At 70.7% G+C, this 16,417-nt stretch carries 14 protein-coding genes; 11 read left to right on the plus strand and 3 right to left on the minus strand.

What is annotated here, in order from left to right; genetic code table 11:
• Positions 1–54 precede the first annotated feature (54 nt).
• Positions 55–603, minus strand: a complete 549-nt coding sequence (locus ABZ877_RS26005) for a hypothetical protein (RefSeq protein ID WP_361075237.1) — start codon at positions 601–603, stop codon at positions 55–57.
• Between the two features lie 78 nt (positions 604–681).
• The gene (locus ABZ877_RS26010) at positions 682–1,689 is read right to left on the minus strand and encodes a rod shape-determining protein (RefSeq protein WP_361075238.1); all 1,008 of its coding nucleotides are present in this window, start codon (positions 1,687–1,689) and stop codon (positions 682–684) included.
• 65 nt (positions 1,690–1,754) lie between these two features.
• Here ABZ877_RS26010 and ABZ877_RS26015 point away from each other — a divergent pair, with 65 nt between their 5' ends.
• The 10 genes from ABZ877_RS26015 (at position 1,755) to ABZ877_RS26060 (ending at position 14,767) form a co-directional block, all read left to right on the plus strand.
• Complete coding sequence (locus ABZ877_RS26015; protein WP_361075240.1) at positions 1,755–3,299, plus strand: folylpolyglutamate synthase/dihydrofolate synthase family protein; 1,545 nt, start codon at positions 1,755–1,757, stop codon at positions 3,297–3,299.
• 6 nt (positions 3,300–3,305) lie between these two features.
• The gene (locus ABZ877_RS26020) at positions 3,306–3,650 is read left to right on the plus strand and encodes a DUF4233 domain-containing protein (RefSeq protein ID WP_361075242.1); all 345 of its coding nucleotides are present in this window, start codon (positions 3,306–3,308) and stop codon (positions 3,648–3,650) included.
• Between the two features lie 251 nt (positions 3,651–3,901).
• A complete protein-coding gene (gene ndk / locus ABZ877_RS26025) occupies positions 3,902–4,315 on the plus strand; it encodes a nucleoside-diphosphate kinase (RefSeq protein WP_361075244.1) in 414 nt (137 codons plus the stop codon).
• 328 nt (positions 4,316–4,643) lie between these two features.
• Positions 4,644–5,663: a rod shape-determining protein gene (locus ABZ877_RS26030; RefSeq protein ID WP_018531437.1), complete on the plus strand. Its 1,020-nt coding sequence runs from the start codon at positions 4,644–4,646 to the stop codon at positions 5,661–5,663.
• A 175-nt stretch (positions 5,664–5,838) separates the two neighbouring features.
• On the plus strand, positions 5,839–6,789 hold the full coding sequence (mreC, locus tag ABZ877_RS26035) for a rod shape-determining protein MreC (RefSeq protein WP_361075246.1): 951 nt from the start codon (positions 5,839–5,841) through the stop codon (positions 6,787–6,789).
• An 18-nt stretch (positions 6,790–6,807) separates the two neighbouring features.
• Entirely contained in the window at positions 6,808–7,482 is a 675-nt protein-coding gene (gene mreD / locus ABZ877_RS26040; RefSeq protein ID WP_361075248.1) for a rod shape-determining protein MreD, read from the plus strand.
• A gap of 83 nt (positions 7,483–7,565) precedes the next feature.
• Positions 7,566–9,746 carry a penicillin-binding protein 2 gene (mrdA, locus tag ABZ877_RS26045; RefSeq protein WP_361075250.1) on the plus strand — a complete coding sequence of 727 codons (2,181 nt, stop codon included), beginning with the start codon at positions 7,566–7,568 and terminating at the stop codon, positions 9,744–9,746.
• A 5-nt stretch (positions 9,747–9,751) separates the two neighbouring features.
• The gene (rodA, locus tag ABZ877_RS26050) at positions 9,752–10,951 is read left to right on the plus strand and encodes a rod shape-determining protein RodA (RefSeq protein WP_361075252.1); all 1,200 of its coding nucleotides are present in this window, start codon (positions 9,752–9,754) and stop codon (positions 10,949–10,951) included.
• Positions 10,952–11,255: 304 nt separating this feature from the next.
• Positions 11,256–12,761, plus strand: coding sequence for a CYTH and CHAD domain-containing protein (locus ABZ877_RS26055; protein WP_361075254.1), 1,506 nt, complete (start codon positions 11,256–11,258; stop codon positions 12,759–12,761).
• Positions 12,762–12,811: 50 nt separating this feature from the next.
• Positions 12,812–14,767, plus strand: a complete 1,956-nt coding sequence (locus tag ABZ877_RS26060; protein WP_361075256.1) for a TIGR03960 family B12-binding radical SAM protein — start codon at positions 12,812–12,814, stop codon at positions 14,765–14,767.
• A gap of 74 nt (positions 14,768–14,841) precedes the next feature.
• On the opposite strand, the gene ABZ877_RS26065 is transcribed toward ABZ877_RS26060, so the two are convergent.
• On the minus strand, positions 14,842–15,429 hold the full coding sequence (locus ABZ877_RS26065; RefSeq protein WP_361075258.1) for a TerD family protein: 588 nt from the start codon (positions 15,427–15,429) through the stop codon (positions 14,842–14,844).
• Between the two features lie 205 nt (positions 15,430–15,634).
• Between ABZ877_RS26065 and ABZ877_RS26070 the strand changes: the two genes are divergently transcribed.
• Positions 15,635–16,414, plus strand: coding sequence for a TIGR03936 family radical SAM-associated protein (locus ABZ877_RS26070; RefSeq protein ID WP_361075260.1), 780 nt, complete (start codon positions 15,635–15,637; stop codon positions 16,412–16,414).
• The last annotated feature ends 3 nt before the right edge of the window (positions 16,415–16,417 follow it).

Genomic DNA, 16,417 nt, shown 5'->3' on the forward strand with positions numbered 1-16,417 from the left:
GCGGTTCCGGGGCCCTCGTCCCGTAAGAGCCCGCAGGACACGTACTCCCACGCGTCAGGTCGTGCTCAGCCCCAGGTGCCGCAGCTCCACGTCGGCGAGGGCCGCGAGCACCGCCGGGTCCGCCTCCCGCCACCCCTCCGCGAGGCGGCCGGGCCCCGCGTCCGTGAAGCGGGCCAGTTCGTCGAGGGGGCGGACCAGGGCGCGCAGGGCGAGGAGTTCGCGGCCGTCCTCGGTGGCGGCCAGTTCGCGGGCGGCGGCGGCCTGCCGGGTCCAGCGGATGCGCCGGGGCAGCCACAGCGCGAGCAGCAGCCCGACCGGGACGACGAACAGGGCGATCGCCGCGAGCACGGCCAGGGCCTGCACGGGCGCGGTCCCGGTCGGCGCGGCGTCGGCGAGCCGGCCCCCCGCCTCGTGCAGGGTGCCGGTCATCCGGGGGCCGAGCAGCGGGAGCTCCGCGCGGCTGTGCGGGGCGGCCCGGCCGGGGAGGCTGATGAGCCGGTGCGCGGTCACCGCGGCCCCCGCCCACAGCGCGGTCCACAGCAGGGCCGCGCCGTCGCCGATGATCTGCCGAGCGCGGCGGCCGGGTTGAGGTGCGTACCACATGACCCGATGGGTACACCGCGCGTGCGGGCCGAACGGGTCACCGCGCCGCAGGCCCGCGCGAAGATCCGCCGGAGGGCCCTATGCGGCGCTCATCACCCGCTGGAGCTCGTCGAAGTCCTCCACGCACCGGCCGCACCCCATGGCGACGCTGTTCAACGGGTCCTCGGCGACGAAGACGGGGATGCCGGTGGCGGACGTCAGACGCAGGTCGAGGCCGGGCAGGAGGGCGCCGCCGCCGGTCAGGACGATGCCGTGCTCCATGATGTCGCCGGACAGCTCGGGCGGGCACTCCTCCAGGGTGGCGCGCACCGCGGCGATGATCGCCTCGACCGGCTCGTCCAGGGCGGCACGGATCTCCTGCACGGTCAGCTCGACGGTCTTCGGCAGCCCGGCGACCTTCTCGCGCCCGCGCACGGTGAACGCCCGCGTCTCGAACTCCTCCTCGCCGGGCACCGGCCACGCCGAGCCGATGGCGACCTTGACGTCCTCGGCGGTGCGCTCCCCGATGAGCAGCCCGTGCGCCTTGCGCACGTGGTCGGTGATGGCCTCGTCGAGCCGGTCGCCGCCGACCCGCAGCGACTGCGCGGTGACGACGCCGCCCAGCGAGATGACGGCGACCTCCGTCGTGCCGCCGCCGATGTCCACGACCATCGAGCCGCGCGGGTCGGCGACCGGCAGGCCCGCGCCGATCGCCGCCGCCATCGGCTCCTCGATCAGGTGCACGGCGCGCGCCCCGGAGCGCTGGGCGGCGTGCACGATGGCGCGCCGCTCGACGGGCGTGACCCCGCTGGGTACGCAGACGACCATGCGGGTACGCGGACGGCGCCCCTTCACGGCCTTGCGCACGAAGTGCCGGATCATCTCCTCGGCGGCCTCGTAGTCGCTGATGACGCCGCCGCGCAGGGGCCGGATCGCGGTGATCGTGCCGGGGGTGCGGCCGATGGTCTCCTTCGCCTCGCTGCCGACGGCGAGCACACCCTGGCCGCTCTCCTTGACGGCGACGACCGAGGGCTCGTTCAGCACGATGCCCTGACCGCGCACGTAGAGGAGGGTGTTGGCGGTGCCGAGATCAATGCCTATGTCCATGATCGCCAAGTTTGCCATGGGTGGCGCCCCCCGTGCTCCCTACGGCCCTCCGTAGACTGGCGTACGTGAGTGACCTCCCCCCGCGCGACAGCAGCGACGACGAGCCCGCCGGCGAGCCCGGCCCCGACGCCTTGGACGCCTTCGAGGAGATCGTGGGCGCCGAGACCGACCGCGACCCCGACCTCGCGGTGATCGAGGCGGGCAGCCGCACCCTGCGCGCCCGGGGCGGCGCCCCGCAGGGTGACGACATCCCCGCGCGCCCGCAGGACCCCGAGGTGGAGAAGGCGCTGCGCGCCGTCGAGGCCGACCTCGCCACGCGCTGGGGCGAGACGAAGCTGGAGCCGTCCGTCGCCCGTATCGCCGCCCTGATGGACGTGCTCGGCGAGCCGCAGCGCGCGTACCCCTCCATCCACATCACGGGGACGAACGGCAAGACGTCCACGGCCCGCATGATCGAGGCGCTCCTCGGCGCCTTCGACCTGCGCACCGGCCGCTACACGTCGCCGCACGTCCAGTCGGTCACCGAGCGCATCAGCCTGGACGGCGCGCCGATCCCGTACGAGCGGTTCATCGAGACGTTCGAGGACATCAAGCCGTACGTCGAGATGGTCGACGCGCAGCAGGAGTTCCGGCTCTCCTTCTTCGAGGTCCTGACGGGCATGGCGTACGCCGCGTTCGCGGACGCGCCGGTGGACGTCGCGGTCGTCGAGGTCGGCATGGGCGGCAGCTGGGACGCGACGAACGTGATCGACGGCTCGGTCGCCGTCATCACCCCCATCGACCTCGACCACACCGACCGGCTCGGCTCCACGCCCGGCGAGATCGCGGGCGAGAAGTCCGGGATCATCAAGCAGGACGCCACCGTGATCATGGCGCAGCAGCCGGTCGACGCGGCGCAGGTGATCCTCAAGAAGGCCGTCGAGAAGGACGCGACGGTCGCGCGCGAGGGCCTGGAGTTCGGCGTCGTCGCGCGCCAGGTCGCCGTCGGCGGCCAGCTCGTCACGTTGCGCGGCCTCGGCGGCGAGTACGAGGAGATCTTCCTGCCGCTGCACGGCGCGCACCAGGCGCACAACGCGGCGGTGGCGCTCGCCGCGGTCGAGGCGTTCTTCGGCATCGGCTCGCAGCACGCCCGCCCGCTCGACATCGACACGATCCGCACGGCGTTCGCCTCGGTCACCTCGCCGGGGCGCCTGGAGGTCGTGCGCCGCTCGCCGACCGTCGTGCTCGACGCCGCGCACAACCCGGCGGGCGCGCGCGTCACCGCCGAGGCGATCAGCGAGGTCTTCGACTTCAGCCGGCTCATCGGGGTCGTCGGCGCCAGCGCCGACAAGAACGTACGGGAGCTGCTCGAAGCGTTCGAGCCGATCTTCGCGGAGGTCGTCGTCACGCGGAACTCCAGCCACCGGGCGATGGACGCGGACGAGCTGGCGGGGATCGCGGTGGAGGTCTTCGGGGACGAGCGGGTCGTCGTCGAGCCGCGGCTCGACGACGCGTTGGAGGCCGCGATCACTCTCGCCGAGGAAGAGGGGGAGTTCGCGGGCGGGGGAGTGCTCGTCACCGGGTCCGTGATCACGGTCGGCGAGGCCAGGCTGTTGCTGGGGAAGGGCTGATCCGCTGTGCGTACGTTGTGTTCCTCGACCCTGATCGGCGAGTTCTTCGTGATCGGGTTCGCCGGGCTCGTCGCGATGAAGGACCCCGACCTGTCCTCCGGGGTGGTCTGGACGGTGTGCGGGGTCGCCATGGTGGTGAGCGTGCTGCTGTGCGGTGTGCTGTCCCGTCCCGGGGGTGTGCAGGCGGGCTGGGCGCTGCAGATCGCGTTGATCCTGAGCGGGTTCTGGGTGCCGCTGATGTTCTTCATGGGGGCCGTCTTCGCCGCGCTGTGGTGGGCCTCGGTCCATTTCGGGCGGAAGGTCGACGAGGCGAAGGCCCGCTGGGCGGAGCGGGACGCCAGCGCCGCGTAGCGACTGTCCGTCGCCGGGTGCGGGTTGCGTCGTGGCTGGTCGCGCAGTTCCCCGCGCCCCTGGAGCATGCGGCTCCGCCGCAGCCCCATAGCGCTGAGATGGCGCACGCAGTGCGCATCTCAGGGGCGCGGGGAACTGCGCGACCAGCCACGACGAGACGGTCGGCCGGCAACCTCCCGGCAGGGGCACGGCGGGTGGCCTGTAATCTCGGGCCCACCGCACCAACAGGCCGCACAAGGAGTCCAGCCAAAATGACCCAGCGCACGCTCGTCCTGCTCAAGCCCGACGCGGTCCGCCGCGGCCTGATCGGCGAGATCGTCGGCCGTATCGAGCGCAAGGCGGGCTGGACGATCAGCGCCCTGGAGCTGCGCAGCCTGAGCCAGGAGACGCTGGAGCAGCACTACGGCGAGCACAAGGGCAAGCCGTTCTACGAGCCGCTGGTCGCGTTCATGTCGTCGGGCCCGGTCGTCGCGCTGGTCGTCGAGGGCGAGCGCGTGATCGAGGGCGTACGCCAGTTGGCGGGTCCGACGGACCCGATCGCCGCCGCGCCGGGTTCGATCCGCGGCGACTTCGGTGTCATCGTCCGGGAGAACCTGATCCACGCCTCGGACTCGGAGGAGTCCGCCGCGCGCGAGCTGAAACTGTTCTTCCCGGAGCTGGTCTGAGCGGAGCGGTCTCGCCTGCTGAGACCGGCCGGAACGACTTTCTGACGCCCCGTCAGCCGCGCGCCGCGGCTGACCTGGAGCGGCCCGAGAAATTGGGCCGCTCTTTGGCATATGCGACCCGATCGGGGGAACGCGGGCCTCCGTCGGCACGTCCCCATTAGCGGGGCGGGGCTTCTTCTGCTGACATTGGCGAAGACCCTCGCGCCGTGCCCGTGCAGGCGAGACTACGATGGAAGCCTCCACGCCACACGCGTCCACCTCTCGCCTACCTGACAAGCAATCAAACGCTCCACTTGGGAAGGCCAGACGAATCCTGATGGGGAACTCAATGTCGTTCATCGGCCGTGACATGGCTGTCGACCTCGGGACCGCCAACACGCTGGTGTACGTCAGGGGTCGAGGAATCGTGCTCAACGAGCCGTCCGTGGTCGCCATCAACACCAACACCGGCGGCATCCTCGCGGTCGGCGCCGAAGCCAAGAAGATGATCGGCCGTACGCCGGGCAACATCGTGGCGGTGCGTCCCCTGAAGGACGGCGTGATCGCCGACTTCGAGATCACCGAGCGGATGCTCCGCTACTTCATCCTGAAGATCCACAAGCGGCGCTACCTCGCCCGCCCCCGCGTGGTGGTGTGCGTGCCGTCCGGGATCACCGGCGTCGAGCGCCGCGCGGTCATCGAGGCCTCCTCGCAGGCCGGTGCCCGCCAGGTGCACATCATCGAGGAGCCCATGGCGGCCGCCATCGGCTCCGGCCTCCCGGTCCACGAGGCCACCGGCAACATGGTGGTGGACATCGGCGGCGGCACCACCGAGGTCGCCGTCATCTCGCTCGGCGGAATCGTCACGGCACAGTCCATCCGCGTAGCGGGTGACGAGCTGGACAACGCGATCATCCAGCACATCAAGAAGGAGTACTCGCTCCTCCTCGGTGAGCGCACCGCCGAACAGATCAAGATCACCATCGGCTCGGCGTACGACCTCGACTCCGACGAACACACCGAGATCCGGGGCCGCGACCTCGTGTCCGGCCTGCCGAAGACCGTCGTCATCTCGGCGGCGGAGGTCCGCAAGGCCATCGAGGAACCGGTCAACGCGATCGTCGACGCGGTCAAGACCACCCTCGACAAGTGTCCGCCGGAGCTGTCCGGCGACGTCATGGACCGCGGCATCGTGCTGACCGGCGGCGGCGCCCTGCTGCGCGGCCTCGACGAGCGGCTGCGCCGCGAGACCGGCATGCCGATCCACATCGCCGAGGACCCGCTGGACAGCGTGGCGCTCGGCTCCGGGAAGTGTGTCGAGGAGTTCGAGGCGCTCCAGCAGGTGCTCGACGCCTCGCCCCGCAGATGACGCGGACGTAAAGCGGATAAGCCGGGCGCATACGCCCGAACGGGCGGTCCGCCGTACGAGTGCCTGTCACTTCGTGCGGCGGATCGTTGATATATAGGCAGAGCATAAATCCCCAGAAAACCCAAGAAATTACTGGGAATCCCAGAATTCGCTCGAGGAAGGCACGCCGCCGCACGTGAGGGACACACGAGAGAGCCGGCTGCTCCTGGTGCTGCTGGTCGCCGTCGCGTTCGCACTGATCACGATGGACATCCGCGGCGGTGAGGACTCGCCGGTCGACGGTGCCCGCCAGGCCGCCGCCAAGGTCTTCGGCCCGGTGGAGAGCGGTGTCGCCGGTGCGGTCGACCCCATCGGCAACGCCATCGGCGCGGTCCGCGACTCAGGTGACCGGCACGACCGCATCAGCCAACTGGAGCGTGAGAACGCCGCGTTGAAGGCCAAGCTCGGCAGCGACGACCGCAACCGCAGCAAGATCCGCCAGCTCGACTCCATGCTGCGGACGGCGGGCGCGGGCCAGTACGGCATCAAGGGCGCGCAGGTCATCGCCATAGGGTCGGCGCAGGGCTTCTCCTGGACCGTCACCATCGACGCGGGCGCCAACGACGGCATCAAGCGCGACATGACGGTGCTCAACGGGGACGGGCTCGTCGGCCGCGTCACCACCGTCGGCCCGAACACGGCCACGGTGCTGCTCGCCAACGACCCGGACTTCACCGTCGGCACCCGCATGGAGAAGACCGACGAGCTGGGCTTCACCTCCGGGCAGGGCGACCGCCCGCTCCGCGTCCAGCTGCTCAACGGCAAGGCCAAGGTCAAGAAGGGCGACCGGCTCGTCACCTTCGGCTCCCAGGCCGACAAGCCGTTCGTGCCCGGGGTGCCGGTCGGCACCGTCGTCCGCGTCGATCCGTCCGGCGGCGACCTGACCCGTACCGTCTACGTCCAGCCCTACGTCGGGTTCACCAAGCTCGACATCGTCGGCGTCGTCGTGCAGCCCCCGCGCACCGACCCGCGCGACACGGTGCTGCCGTCCAAGCCCGCCAAGCCCAAGCCCGCGCCGACGGTCACCGTCACCGCCACCCCGTCCGCGTCCGCGGGCGGCACCGCCGACAACGGCTACCAGCAGTAGTCAGGAGGAGCAAAACCCATGCGCTTCAACCGGATGCTGCTCTCCACCAGCCTCGTCGTCGTCGCCCTCGTCATCCAGGTCTGCGTCCTGGCCCGGCTCCAACTCCCCGGCGCCGTACCGGACTTGCTGCTCCTGACCGTCCTCGGCCTCGCCCTGGTCTACGGGCACACGGGCGGCGCCCTCGTCGGCTTCGGGGCCGGACTCCTCGCCGACCTCGCCCCGCCCGCCGACCACGCCGCCGGACGCTACGCCCTCGTGCTCTGCGTCATCGGCTACCTCGCGGGCCTCGCCAAGCCCGAGAACGGGAAGCTGCGCTCGGCCGCAGGACCCATGCTCGTGGTCGTCGCCGCGGCCCTCGGCACGACCCTGCTCTACGCGGGTGTCGGCGCCCTCGTCGGCGACACCGCCGCCCGCCACGTCGGCCTCGGCTCCCTGATGTTCACCGCCGCGCTCTACGACCTGCTGCTCGCGCCGTTCGTCGTGCCCGGCGTGATGGCGCTCGCCAGACGCGCCGAGCACGATCCGCTCGCCGAGACCTCCACCGGCTCCGCCAAGGCCGCCGACGTCTCCGCGGGCTGGCTCTCCGCCGGCACCGGCCTGCGCATCGGCAACCAGCGCGGCGGACTGCGCACCAAGACCGCCAAGGCGCGCGCCGCCCGCGCCGGGCGCATCAAGGGGGTCAAGCGCCTGTGATCCCCCAGCCGCGCCGGCACTTGGCGCACAGCTTCCAGGTGTACACGTACTCGTACTCGTACTGAGAGGGGGAGCCCACCACCGTGACCAACATCCCCGAGACGGGCCGGACGCCACGCGTCCAGATCCGGCTCATCGTCCTGCAGATCCTCGTCCTCTCCCTCCTGCTGACCCTCGGCGGCCGCCTCTGGTACCTCCAGATCCGCAACGGCGACGAGTACGCCAAGGAAGCCTCCGGCAACCACGTGCAGCAGGTCGTCACGCCCGCCGTGCGCGGCTCGATCCTCGACGCCCGCGGCGTGCCCATCGCGGACAACGAGACCCGGCTCGTGGTCTCCGCCTCCCGCACCGACCTGATGAAGATGGACGACGACGGCAAGGCGGTCCTCGCCAAGCTCGCCGGCGTCCTCGGGATGAAGCCCAAGGAGGTCGAGGAGAAGGTCCGGCTGTGCGACGCCAAGACGCCGCAGCCCTGCTGGAACGGCTCCCCGTACCAGCCCATCCCGATCACCGACGAGGCCACGCCCAAGCAGGCGCTCCAGATCCGCGAGCGCAGCGAGGACTTCCCCGGCATCACCGCCGAGCCGACCGCCGTGCGCCGCTACGCGGGCCCCGGCGGCTCCAACACCGCGCAGGTCCTCGGCTACCTCTCACCCGTCACCGACGCGGAGATCGAGAAGGCCAAGGACACCGACTCGCCGTACCTGCGCTCCGACCAGGTCGGCCGCTCCGGTCTTGAGCGCACCTACGACAAGGAGCTGCGCGGCAAGGCGGGCGTCACCCGGTACGAGGTCGACAACCTCGGCCGCGTCATCGGCCGCGCCGACAGCGACAAGGCGGAGTCGGGGTCGAACGTCGTCACGTCGATAGACGCGCGCGTGCAGGCCGTCGCCGAGTACGAGCTGAACGAGGCGATGAAGGCGGCCCGCAAGGAGCACGACCGCAACACCGGGACCAACTACAAGGCCGACTCCGGCGCCGTCGTGGTCCTGGAGGCCAAGACCGGCCGCGTCGTCGCCATGGCCTCCAACCCGACCTACGACCCGAACGCCTGGGTGGGCGGCATCTCCGGCAAGGACTACGCGAAGCTCACCGGCAAGAAGTCGAACTACCCGCTCCTGAACCGGGCCATCCAGGGCCAGGCGGCCCCGGGCTCGATCTTCAAGGTCGTCTCGACGTCGGCGGCGGTCAGGGCGGGCTACCCGTTCAACGGCAGCTACCCGTGCACCAGCTCGTACTCGATCGGCGGCCAGGTCTTCAAGAACTTCGAGTCGGAGAACTACGGCTCGATCAGCCTCGGCCGCGCCCTCGAGGTCTCCTGCGACACCGTCTTCTACGGCCTCGCGCACAAGGAGTGGAAGAAGGACGGCGGCCTGCGGGGCAACAAGGACACCCAGGACTGGTTCTACAAGACCGCCCACCAGTTCGGCCTCGGCAAGGAGACCGGCATCGACCTGCCCAACGAGGTCAGCGGACGGGTCCCCGACCGCCAGTGGAAGCAGCGGTTCTGGAAGGCCAACAAGGACTCCTGGTGCAAGTCCGGCAAGAAGGACGGCGACTACGTCCAGAAGCTGAACTACGAGAACTGCCTCGAAGGCAACCTCATGCGCGCCGGTGACGCCGTCAACTACTCCATCGGCCAGGGCGACACCCTCGTCACCCCCATCCAGATGGCGTCGATCTACGCGGCCATCTCCAACGGCGGCACCCTGCACGTGCCCGAGGTCGGCAAGGCCGTCGTCAGCGCCGACGGCAAGCAGATCAGCGAGATCAAGCCGAAGAGCAACGGCAGGCTCCCCTTCAGCCGCCAGACCCGCAACCACATAGACCAGGCACTGGCGGGAGTGGCGACCCGCGGAACGGCCGCCTGGCGCTTCCAGAACTGGCCGCAGAAGAAGATCCCCATGCACGCCAAGACCGGTACGGCCGAGGTCTACGGCAAGCAGACGACCTCGTGGTTCGCCACGTACACCAAGGACTACGCGATCGTCATGACGATCTCCCAGGGCGGTACGGGCTCCGGCGCGTCCGGGCCCGCCGTCCGCAAGATCTACGACGCGATGTACGGGCTCGACAGCAACGGCAAGCAGAACCTGAAGAAGGCACTCCTTCCCAAGCCGCAGACCGCCCTGCCGAAGATCGGCTCCGACGGCTCGATCGACGCGCCCGAGGTCAAGCCGTACAAGCCGCAGAAGCCGGTACCGCCCGAGCAGCAGCAACTCGCGGGCGCCCTGCCCGCCAACGCGTACGGCAGAAGGGACTGACCCGCATGGCCGGCACCAATGGCTTCTCCGTCTCCGGGTACGGTCCCCAGCGCTCCACCATGTCCAGGCTCCTCGCCCGCGACTCGATGGTGCGGCGCCTCGACTGGCCGATACTGTTCTCCGCCCTCGCCCTGTCGATGATCGGCGCGGCGCTCGTCTACTCGGCGACACGCAACCGCACCGAGCTCAACCAGGGCGACCCGTACTACTTCCTCCTGCGCCACCTGCTCAACACCGGCATAGGGCTCGCCCTGATGGTGGGGACGATCTGGCTCGGCCACCGCACCCTGCGCGGCGCCGTCCCGATCCTCTACGGCATCTCCGTCCTCCTGGTGCTGCTCGTCCTCACCCCGCTCGGCGCGACCGTCAACGGGGCGCACGCCTGGATCATCATCGGCGGCGGCTTCTCGCTCCAGCCCTCCGAGTTCGTGAAGATCACGATCATCCTGGGCATGGCGATGCTGCTCGCCGCGCGCGTCGACGCCGGTGACCGCGACCACCCCGACCACCGCACCGTCCTCCAGGCGCTCGGGCTCGCCGCCGTCCCCATGGCCGTCGTCATGCTGATGCCGGACCTCGGGTCCGTCATGGTCATGGTGATGATCGTGCTCGGCGTGCTGCTCTCCTCCGGCGCGTCCAACCGGTGGGTGCTCGGCCTCATCGGGGTCGGCGCGGCCGGCGCCGTCGCCGTGTGGCAGCTCGGCGTCCTCGACGACTACCAGATCGCCCGCTTCGCCGCGTTCGCCAATCCGGCGCTCGACCCGGCGGGCGTCGGCTACAACACCAACCAGGCGCGCATCGCCATCGGATCGGGCGGGCTCACGGGCTCGGGCCTCTTCCACGGCTCCCAGACCACGGGCCAGTTCGTCCCCGAGCAGCAGACCGACTTCGTCTTCACCGTGGCCGGCGAGGAGCTCGGCTTCGTCGGAGCGGGCGCGATCATACTGCTGCTCGGCGTCGTGCTCTGGCGCGCCTGCCGCATCGCCCGCGAGACGACGGAGCTGTACGGGACGATCGTCGCCGCCGGGATCATCGCCTGGTTCGCCTTCCAGGCGTTCGAGAACATCGGGATGACGCTCGGCATCATGCCGGTGGCGGGGCTGCCGCTGCCCTTCGTCTCGTACGGGGGGTCGTCGATGTTTGCGGTGTGGGTGGCGGTGGGGTTGTTGCAGTCGATCCGGGTGCAGAGGCCGCTGTCGGCTTAGCGGTTTTTCGGGGCGGGGCTGCGCCCCGATCCGCCTGCTCGCCGTTGGGGGCGGCGCGTTGTCGGGCGTGTGCCGGTCTCGCTGTGGCTGGTCGCGCAGTTCCCCGCGCCCCTGAAGGCATGCGCTGCGCGCAGCCTTCCCCAGGGAGATGCCGCACGAAGTGCGCATCTCAGGGGCGCGGGGAACTGCGCGACCAGCCACGACGTGTCCCGCACCCGAAGAACCGCCCCCGAAGGACCGAAAGCCGCCCCGGGTCCCCGCCCCGCCCCTATCCGGCGCCCCACGTGCCGTCTAGATTCGAATCATGGCGGAGACGAAGCGCGAGATCGAGCGGAAGTACGACGCCCCGGACGAGGGCTTCCGGCTGCCCGACCTGCACAAGGTTCCTGGTGTCGCGGAGGTCATCGACAAGGGCGTCGTGGAGCTGGACGCCGTGTACTACGACACGCCCGACCAACGGCTCGCCGCGCAGCGGATCACCCTGCGGCGCCGCACCGGCGGCGACGACGCGGGCTGGCATCTGAAGCTGCCCGTCGGGGTCGAGGACGGCGTACGGGACGAGGTGCGGGCGCCCCTCTCCGACGACGTGCCGCGCTCCCTCACGGGGCTTGTCCGCTCCCGGGTGCGGAGCGCGCAGCTCGTCCCCGTCGTACGGCTGCGCTCGTCCCGCGACGTCACCCATCTGGCCGACGCCGACGGCACCGTACTCGCCGAGGTCTGCGTCGACGCCGTACGCGCGGAGCGGATCGGCGGTGAGCAGGCCACCGAGTGGACGGAGATCGAGGTCGAGCTGGCCGACGACGGCGACCCCGCGTTCCTCGGCAAGGTCGAGAAGCGGCTCCGCAAGGCCGGGGTCGAGCGCTCCGCCTCCGCGTCGAAGCTGGCCCGCGCCATGGAGGAGACCGGCATCCGCGGCCCCGGGAAGTCCGATGAGCGAAAGCCCGTCACCGCCGGGGACCACGTCCTCGCCCGGCTCCGCGAACAGCGCGACGCCCTCGTCGAGCTCGACCCCGCCGTCCGCCGCGACCTGCCCGACGCCGTGCACCAGATGCGGGTCGCGACCCGGCGGCTGCGCAGCGCGTTCAAGACGTACAAGAAGGTCCTCGACCCGGCCGTCACCGGACCCGTCGGCGAGGAGCTGAAGTGGCTCGGCGCCGAACTGGGCGTCGACCGGGACCGCGAGGTGCTGACCGACCGGCTGACCGCCCGGATCGACGCGCTGCCCCGCACCCTGCTGCTCGGCCCCGTCCGCGGCCGGCTGCGGATCTGGGCCGTGGCCCGCCGCCTCGGCTCGCGCCGCCACACCGTCGCCGTGCTCGACGGCCGCCGCTACCTGGCGCTGCTCGAATCCCTCGACGCGCTGCTCGCCGACCCGCCGCTGCTGCCCGCCGCCGACCGCCCGGCCGCGAACGTGCTGGTCAAGGCGGCGCTCAAGGATCATGCCCGGCTCGCCGCCCGTATCGACCACGCCCTCTCACTGCCTCCCGGCACCGACCGCGACCACGCCCTGCACGACGCCCGCAAGGCCGCCAAGCGCGCCCGCTACGCCGGGGAGACCGCCGTCCTCGCGCTCGGCAAGAAGGCGAAGAAGTTCGCGAAGCGCGTCAAGAAGGTGCAGTCGCTGCTCGGCGACCACCAGGACTCCGTCGTCGCCCGCGAGGCGCTGCGCGACCTGGCGATCCAGGCGCACGCGGCGGGGGAGACCGCCTTCGCGTGGGGCCTGCTGTACGGGCAGGAGCAGGCGGCGGCGACGGACGGGGAGCGCGCGCTGCCCGCCGTCTGGAAGCGGGCGGCGAAGCCGCGCTTGTGAGCGGGTTAGGCTTGAGGGTCACCCCTGCCAGCTCACGAAGGTCCACGGTTATGCCTGCCGAAGCCGCCGCCGCGGCACCCCAAGTGGTCGAGTCTGTGTTTCCGCAGCTCGAAGCGCTGCTCCCGCATGTGCAGAAGCCGATCCAGTACGTCGGCGGTGAACTCAACTCCACGGTGAAGCCGTGGGAGTCCGCCGACGTCCGCTGGGCGCTGATGTACCCGGACGCGTACGAGGTCGGTCTCCCCAACCAGGGCGTCATGATCCTCTACGAGGTCCTGAACGAGCGCGAGGGCGTCCTCGCCGAGCGCACCTACAGCGTCTGGCCGGACCTCGAAGCCCTGATGCGCGAGCACAAGGTGCCGCAGTTCACGGTCGACTCGCACCGCCCGGTCAAGGCGTTCGACGTGTTCGGCCTGAGCTTCTCCACCGAGCTGGGCTACACGAACATGCTGGCCGCGCTCGACCTGGCCGGCATCCCGCTGGAGTCCAAGGACCGTACGCTCGACGACCCGATCGTCCTCGCGGGCGGCCACGCGGCGTTCAACCCGGAGCCGATCGCGGACTTCATCGACGCGGCGGTCATCGGCGACGGCGAGCAGGCTGTCCTCGACATGACCGAGATCATCCGCGCGTGGAAGGCCGAGGGGCGCCCCGGCGGCCGCGAGGAGGTCCTGTTCCGCCTCGCGAAGACGGGCAACATCTACGTCCCCGCGTTCTACGACGTCGAGTACCTGCCCGACGGGCGGATCGGCCGCGTCGTGCCCAACAAGTCGGGCGTGCCGTGGCGGGTCTCCAAGCACACCGTCATGGACCTCGACGAGTGGCCGTACCCGAAGCAGCCGCTCGTGCCGCTCGCGGAGACGGTCCACGAGCGCATGTCCGTCGAGATCTTCCGCGGCTGCACCCGCGGCTGCCGCTTCTGCCAGGCCGGCATGATCACGCGCCCCGTGCGGGAGCGAAGCATCACCGGCATCGGCGAGATGGTGGAGAAGGGTCTGAAGGCGACCGGCTTCGAGGAGGTCGGCCTGCTCTCGCTCTCCTCCGCCGACCACTCCGAGATCGGCGACATCGCCAAGGGCCTCGCGGACCGGTACGAGGAAGACAAGATCGGCCTCTCGCTGCCCTCCACCCGCGTGGACGCCTTCAACGTCGACCTCGCCAACGAGCTGACCCGCAACGGCCGCCGCTCCGGCCTCACCTTCGCCCCCGAGGGCGGCAGTGAGCGCATGCGCAAGGTCATCAACAAGATGGTCTCGGAAGAAGACCTCATCCGCACCGTCGCCACCGCCTACGGCAACGGCTGGCGCCAGGTGAAGCTGTACTTCATGTGCGGCCTGCCCACCGAGACCGACGACGACGTCCTCCAGATCGCCGACATGGCGATGAACGTGATCCAGAAGGGCCGCGAGGTCTCCGGCTCCAACGACATCCGCTGCACGGTCTCGATCGGCGGCTTCGTGCCCAAGCCGCACACCCCGTTCCAGTGGGCGCCGCAGCTCTCGGCGGAGGAGACGGACGCCCGTCTCACCAAGCTCCGCGACAAGATCCGCGGCGACAAGAAGTACGGCCGCTCCATCGGCTTCCGCTACCACGACGGCAAGCCCGGCATCGTCGAGGGCCTCCTCTCCCGAGGCGACCGCCGCATCGGCGACGTCATCCGCGCGGTCTACGAGGACGGCGGCCGCTTCGACGGCTGGCGCGAGCACTTCAGCTACGACCGCTGGATGGAGTGCGCCGCCAAGACGCTCCCCGCCCACGGCGTCGACGTCGACTGGTACACCACGCGCGAGCGCACCTACGAGGAGGTCCTCCCCTGGGACCACCTCGACTCCGGCCTCGACAAGGACTGGCTCTGGGAGGACTGGCAGGACGCCCTCGACGAGACCGAGGTCGACGACTGCCGCTGGACCCCCTGCTTCGACTGCGGCGTCTGCCCGGCGATGGACACCTCCATCCAGGTGGGCCCGACGGGCAAGAAGCTGCTGCCGCTGACGGTCGTCAAGTAGCACGTACGTACGCGAAGGGGCGGCCGGTTGATCACAACCGGCCGCCCCTTCGGCGTGAGCCCCGCGCGCGGGCGCTACTTGCTCACGGCGAAGCGCATCAAGGCGACCTCGTCGCCCTGCTTGATCTTGCCCGTCTCGTTGATGACCTGGAGCTTCCAGGCGCCGCCCGGGGCGCGGACCGCCTTTGCCACCGCGCAGCCGTTGTCCGTGCTGAGCATGGACGGCCAGATGTCGGCGACCTGCTGACTGCTGCCGCCCGTGGCGTCGTAGACCTTGATGCTGACGTTGCGCGCCTTCTGGAAGGAGCTGCCCTTCTTGAACGCGGCCGCGATGAACACGATCGACGTGATGTTCTGCGGGACGCGCGCGAACTCGACCGTGACCGTCTCGTCGTCCCCGTCGCCCTTGCCCGTCTGGTTGTCGCCGGAGTGCACCAGCGAGCCGTTCCCCAGCGGGTCGAGCGAGTCCAGGCCCGCCAGGCGCACCGGGTCGGCGCCCTGCATCGCGATGGCGATCAGGTCCAGGTCGGTGCCCTGCTTGCGGCGCAGGGCGCCCAGGACGCCGCCGCTGCTCCCGGAGGTGGGGTCCCACGAGACCCCGATGGACAGGTGCGTCACCCCGTCCAGGTCCGCCGGGCCGTCTTCCTTCGTGAGCGTGATCATGCGAGGAGCCCCCTCGTAGTGGCGCTGGTTTCAGCGCTGATTTTGCCTTTTCGAGAAGGTCAACGTCCATGAGGGTTCGTGAGTGCCCGTGCGGGGGAACCGGAGCGCGTGCGTGGACGTACTCTTGGTAGCAGCACGACCGTACTCACGAAGGATCAGGACACTGGGCAAGCGACAGCCCGTAGGCCCGCCGCCCGCACCCGCGGTGCAGCGCATCCGACTGCGCTACACCAAGCGCGGCCGCCTCCGGTTCACCAGCCACCGAGACTTCCAGCGCGCCTTCGAGCGGGCGCTGCGCCGCGCCGAGGTGCCCATGGCGTACTCGGCGGGGTTCACGCCGCACCCGAAGGTGTCGTACGCCAATGCCGCACCCACCGGCACGGGCAGTGAGGCCGAGTACCTGGAGATCGCGCTGACCGCGGAGCGCGACCCCGACACGCTGAGGAAGCTGCTCGACGAGTCGATGCCCGTCGGCCTCGACATCGTCGACGCCGTCGAGGCCCGCACCTCCGGCCTCGCCGACCGGCTCGCCGCCTCCGTGTGGGAGCTGCGCCTGGACGGCGTCGGTGTCGAGGAGGCGGCGCGCGCCGCCGAGGCGTTCCGCGCCGCCGACAGCGTCGAGGTGCAGCGCCGGACGAAGAACGGCATCCGTACGTTCGACGCCCGCGAAGCCGTCGCGAGTCTGGAAGCCGTCGATGCGCCCGATAGGCCCGGTGAGCGGGCCTGTGCGATACTGCGGCTGGTTGTTCGGCACGTGACGCCTGCCGTTCGACCCGACGACGTCCTGTCCGGTCTCCGCGCCGTGGCTGACCTGGCGCCGCCGGTCCCCGCAGCGGTGACCAGGCTGGCGCAGGGGCCTTTCGATGAAGAGACCGGCACGGTGACCGACCCGCTCGCGCCCGACCGCGAGGCAGTCCGGGCCCCCCGACCGGAGGCCGCAGGAACTGCCACCGCGACGGCGTCTGCCGTGGAAGGTCCCGCGTAAGGC

Source organism: Streptomyces sp. NPDC046939, from assembly GCF_040644575.1.
Classification (GTDB): Bacteria; Actinomycetota; Actinomycetes; order Streptomycetales; family Streptomycetaceae; genus Streptomyces.

Excerpts from the sequence above, each read along its gene's own strand:
- ABZ877_RS26010 (WP_361075238.1), bottom strand. The coding sequence starts at position 1,689 with ATGGACATAGGCATTGATCTCGGCACCGCCAACACCCTCCTCTACGTG.
- ABZ877_RS26065 (WP_361075258.1), bottom strand. The coding sequence starts at position 15,429 with ATGATCACGCTCACGAAGGAAGACGGCCCGGCGGACCTGGACGGGGTG.
- ABZ877_RS26060 (WP_361075256.1), top strand. The coding sequence starts at position 12,812 with ATGCCTGCCGAAGCCGCCGCCGCGGCACCCCAAGTGGTCGAGTCTGTG.
- mreD (WP_361075248.1), top strand. The coding sequence starts at position 6,808 with ATGCGCTTCAACCGGATGCTGCTCTCCACCAGCCTCGTCGTCGTCGCC.
- ABZ877_RS26055 (WP_361075254.1), top strand. The coding sequence starts at position 11,256 with ATGGCGGAGACGAAGCGCGAGATCGAGCGGAAGTACGACGCCCCGGAC.
- ABZ877_RS26030 (WP_018531437.1), top strand. The coding sequence starts at position 4,644 with ATGTCGTTCATCGGCCGTGACATGGCTGTCGACCTCGGGACCGCCAAC.
- ABZ877_RS26005 (WP_361075237.1), bottom strand. The coding sequence starts at position 603 with ATGTGGTACGCACCTCAACCCGGCCGCCGCGCTCGGCAGATCATCGGC.
- ndk (WP_361075244.1), top strand. The coding sequence starts at position 3,902 with ATGACCCAGCGCACGCTCGTCCTGCTCAAGCCCGACGCGGTCCGCCGC.
- rodA (WP_361075252.1), top strand. The coding sequence starts at position 9,752 with ATGGCCGGCACCAATGGCTTCTCCGTCTCCGGGTACGGTCCCCAGCGC.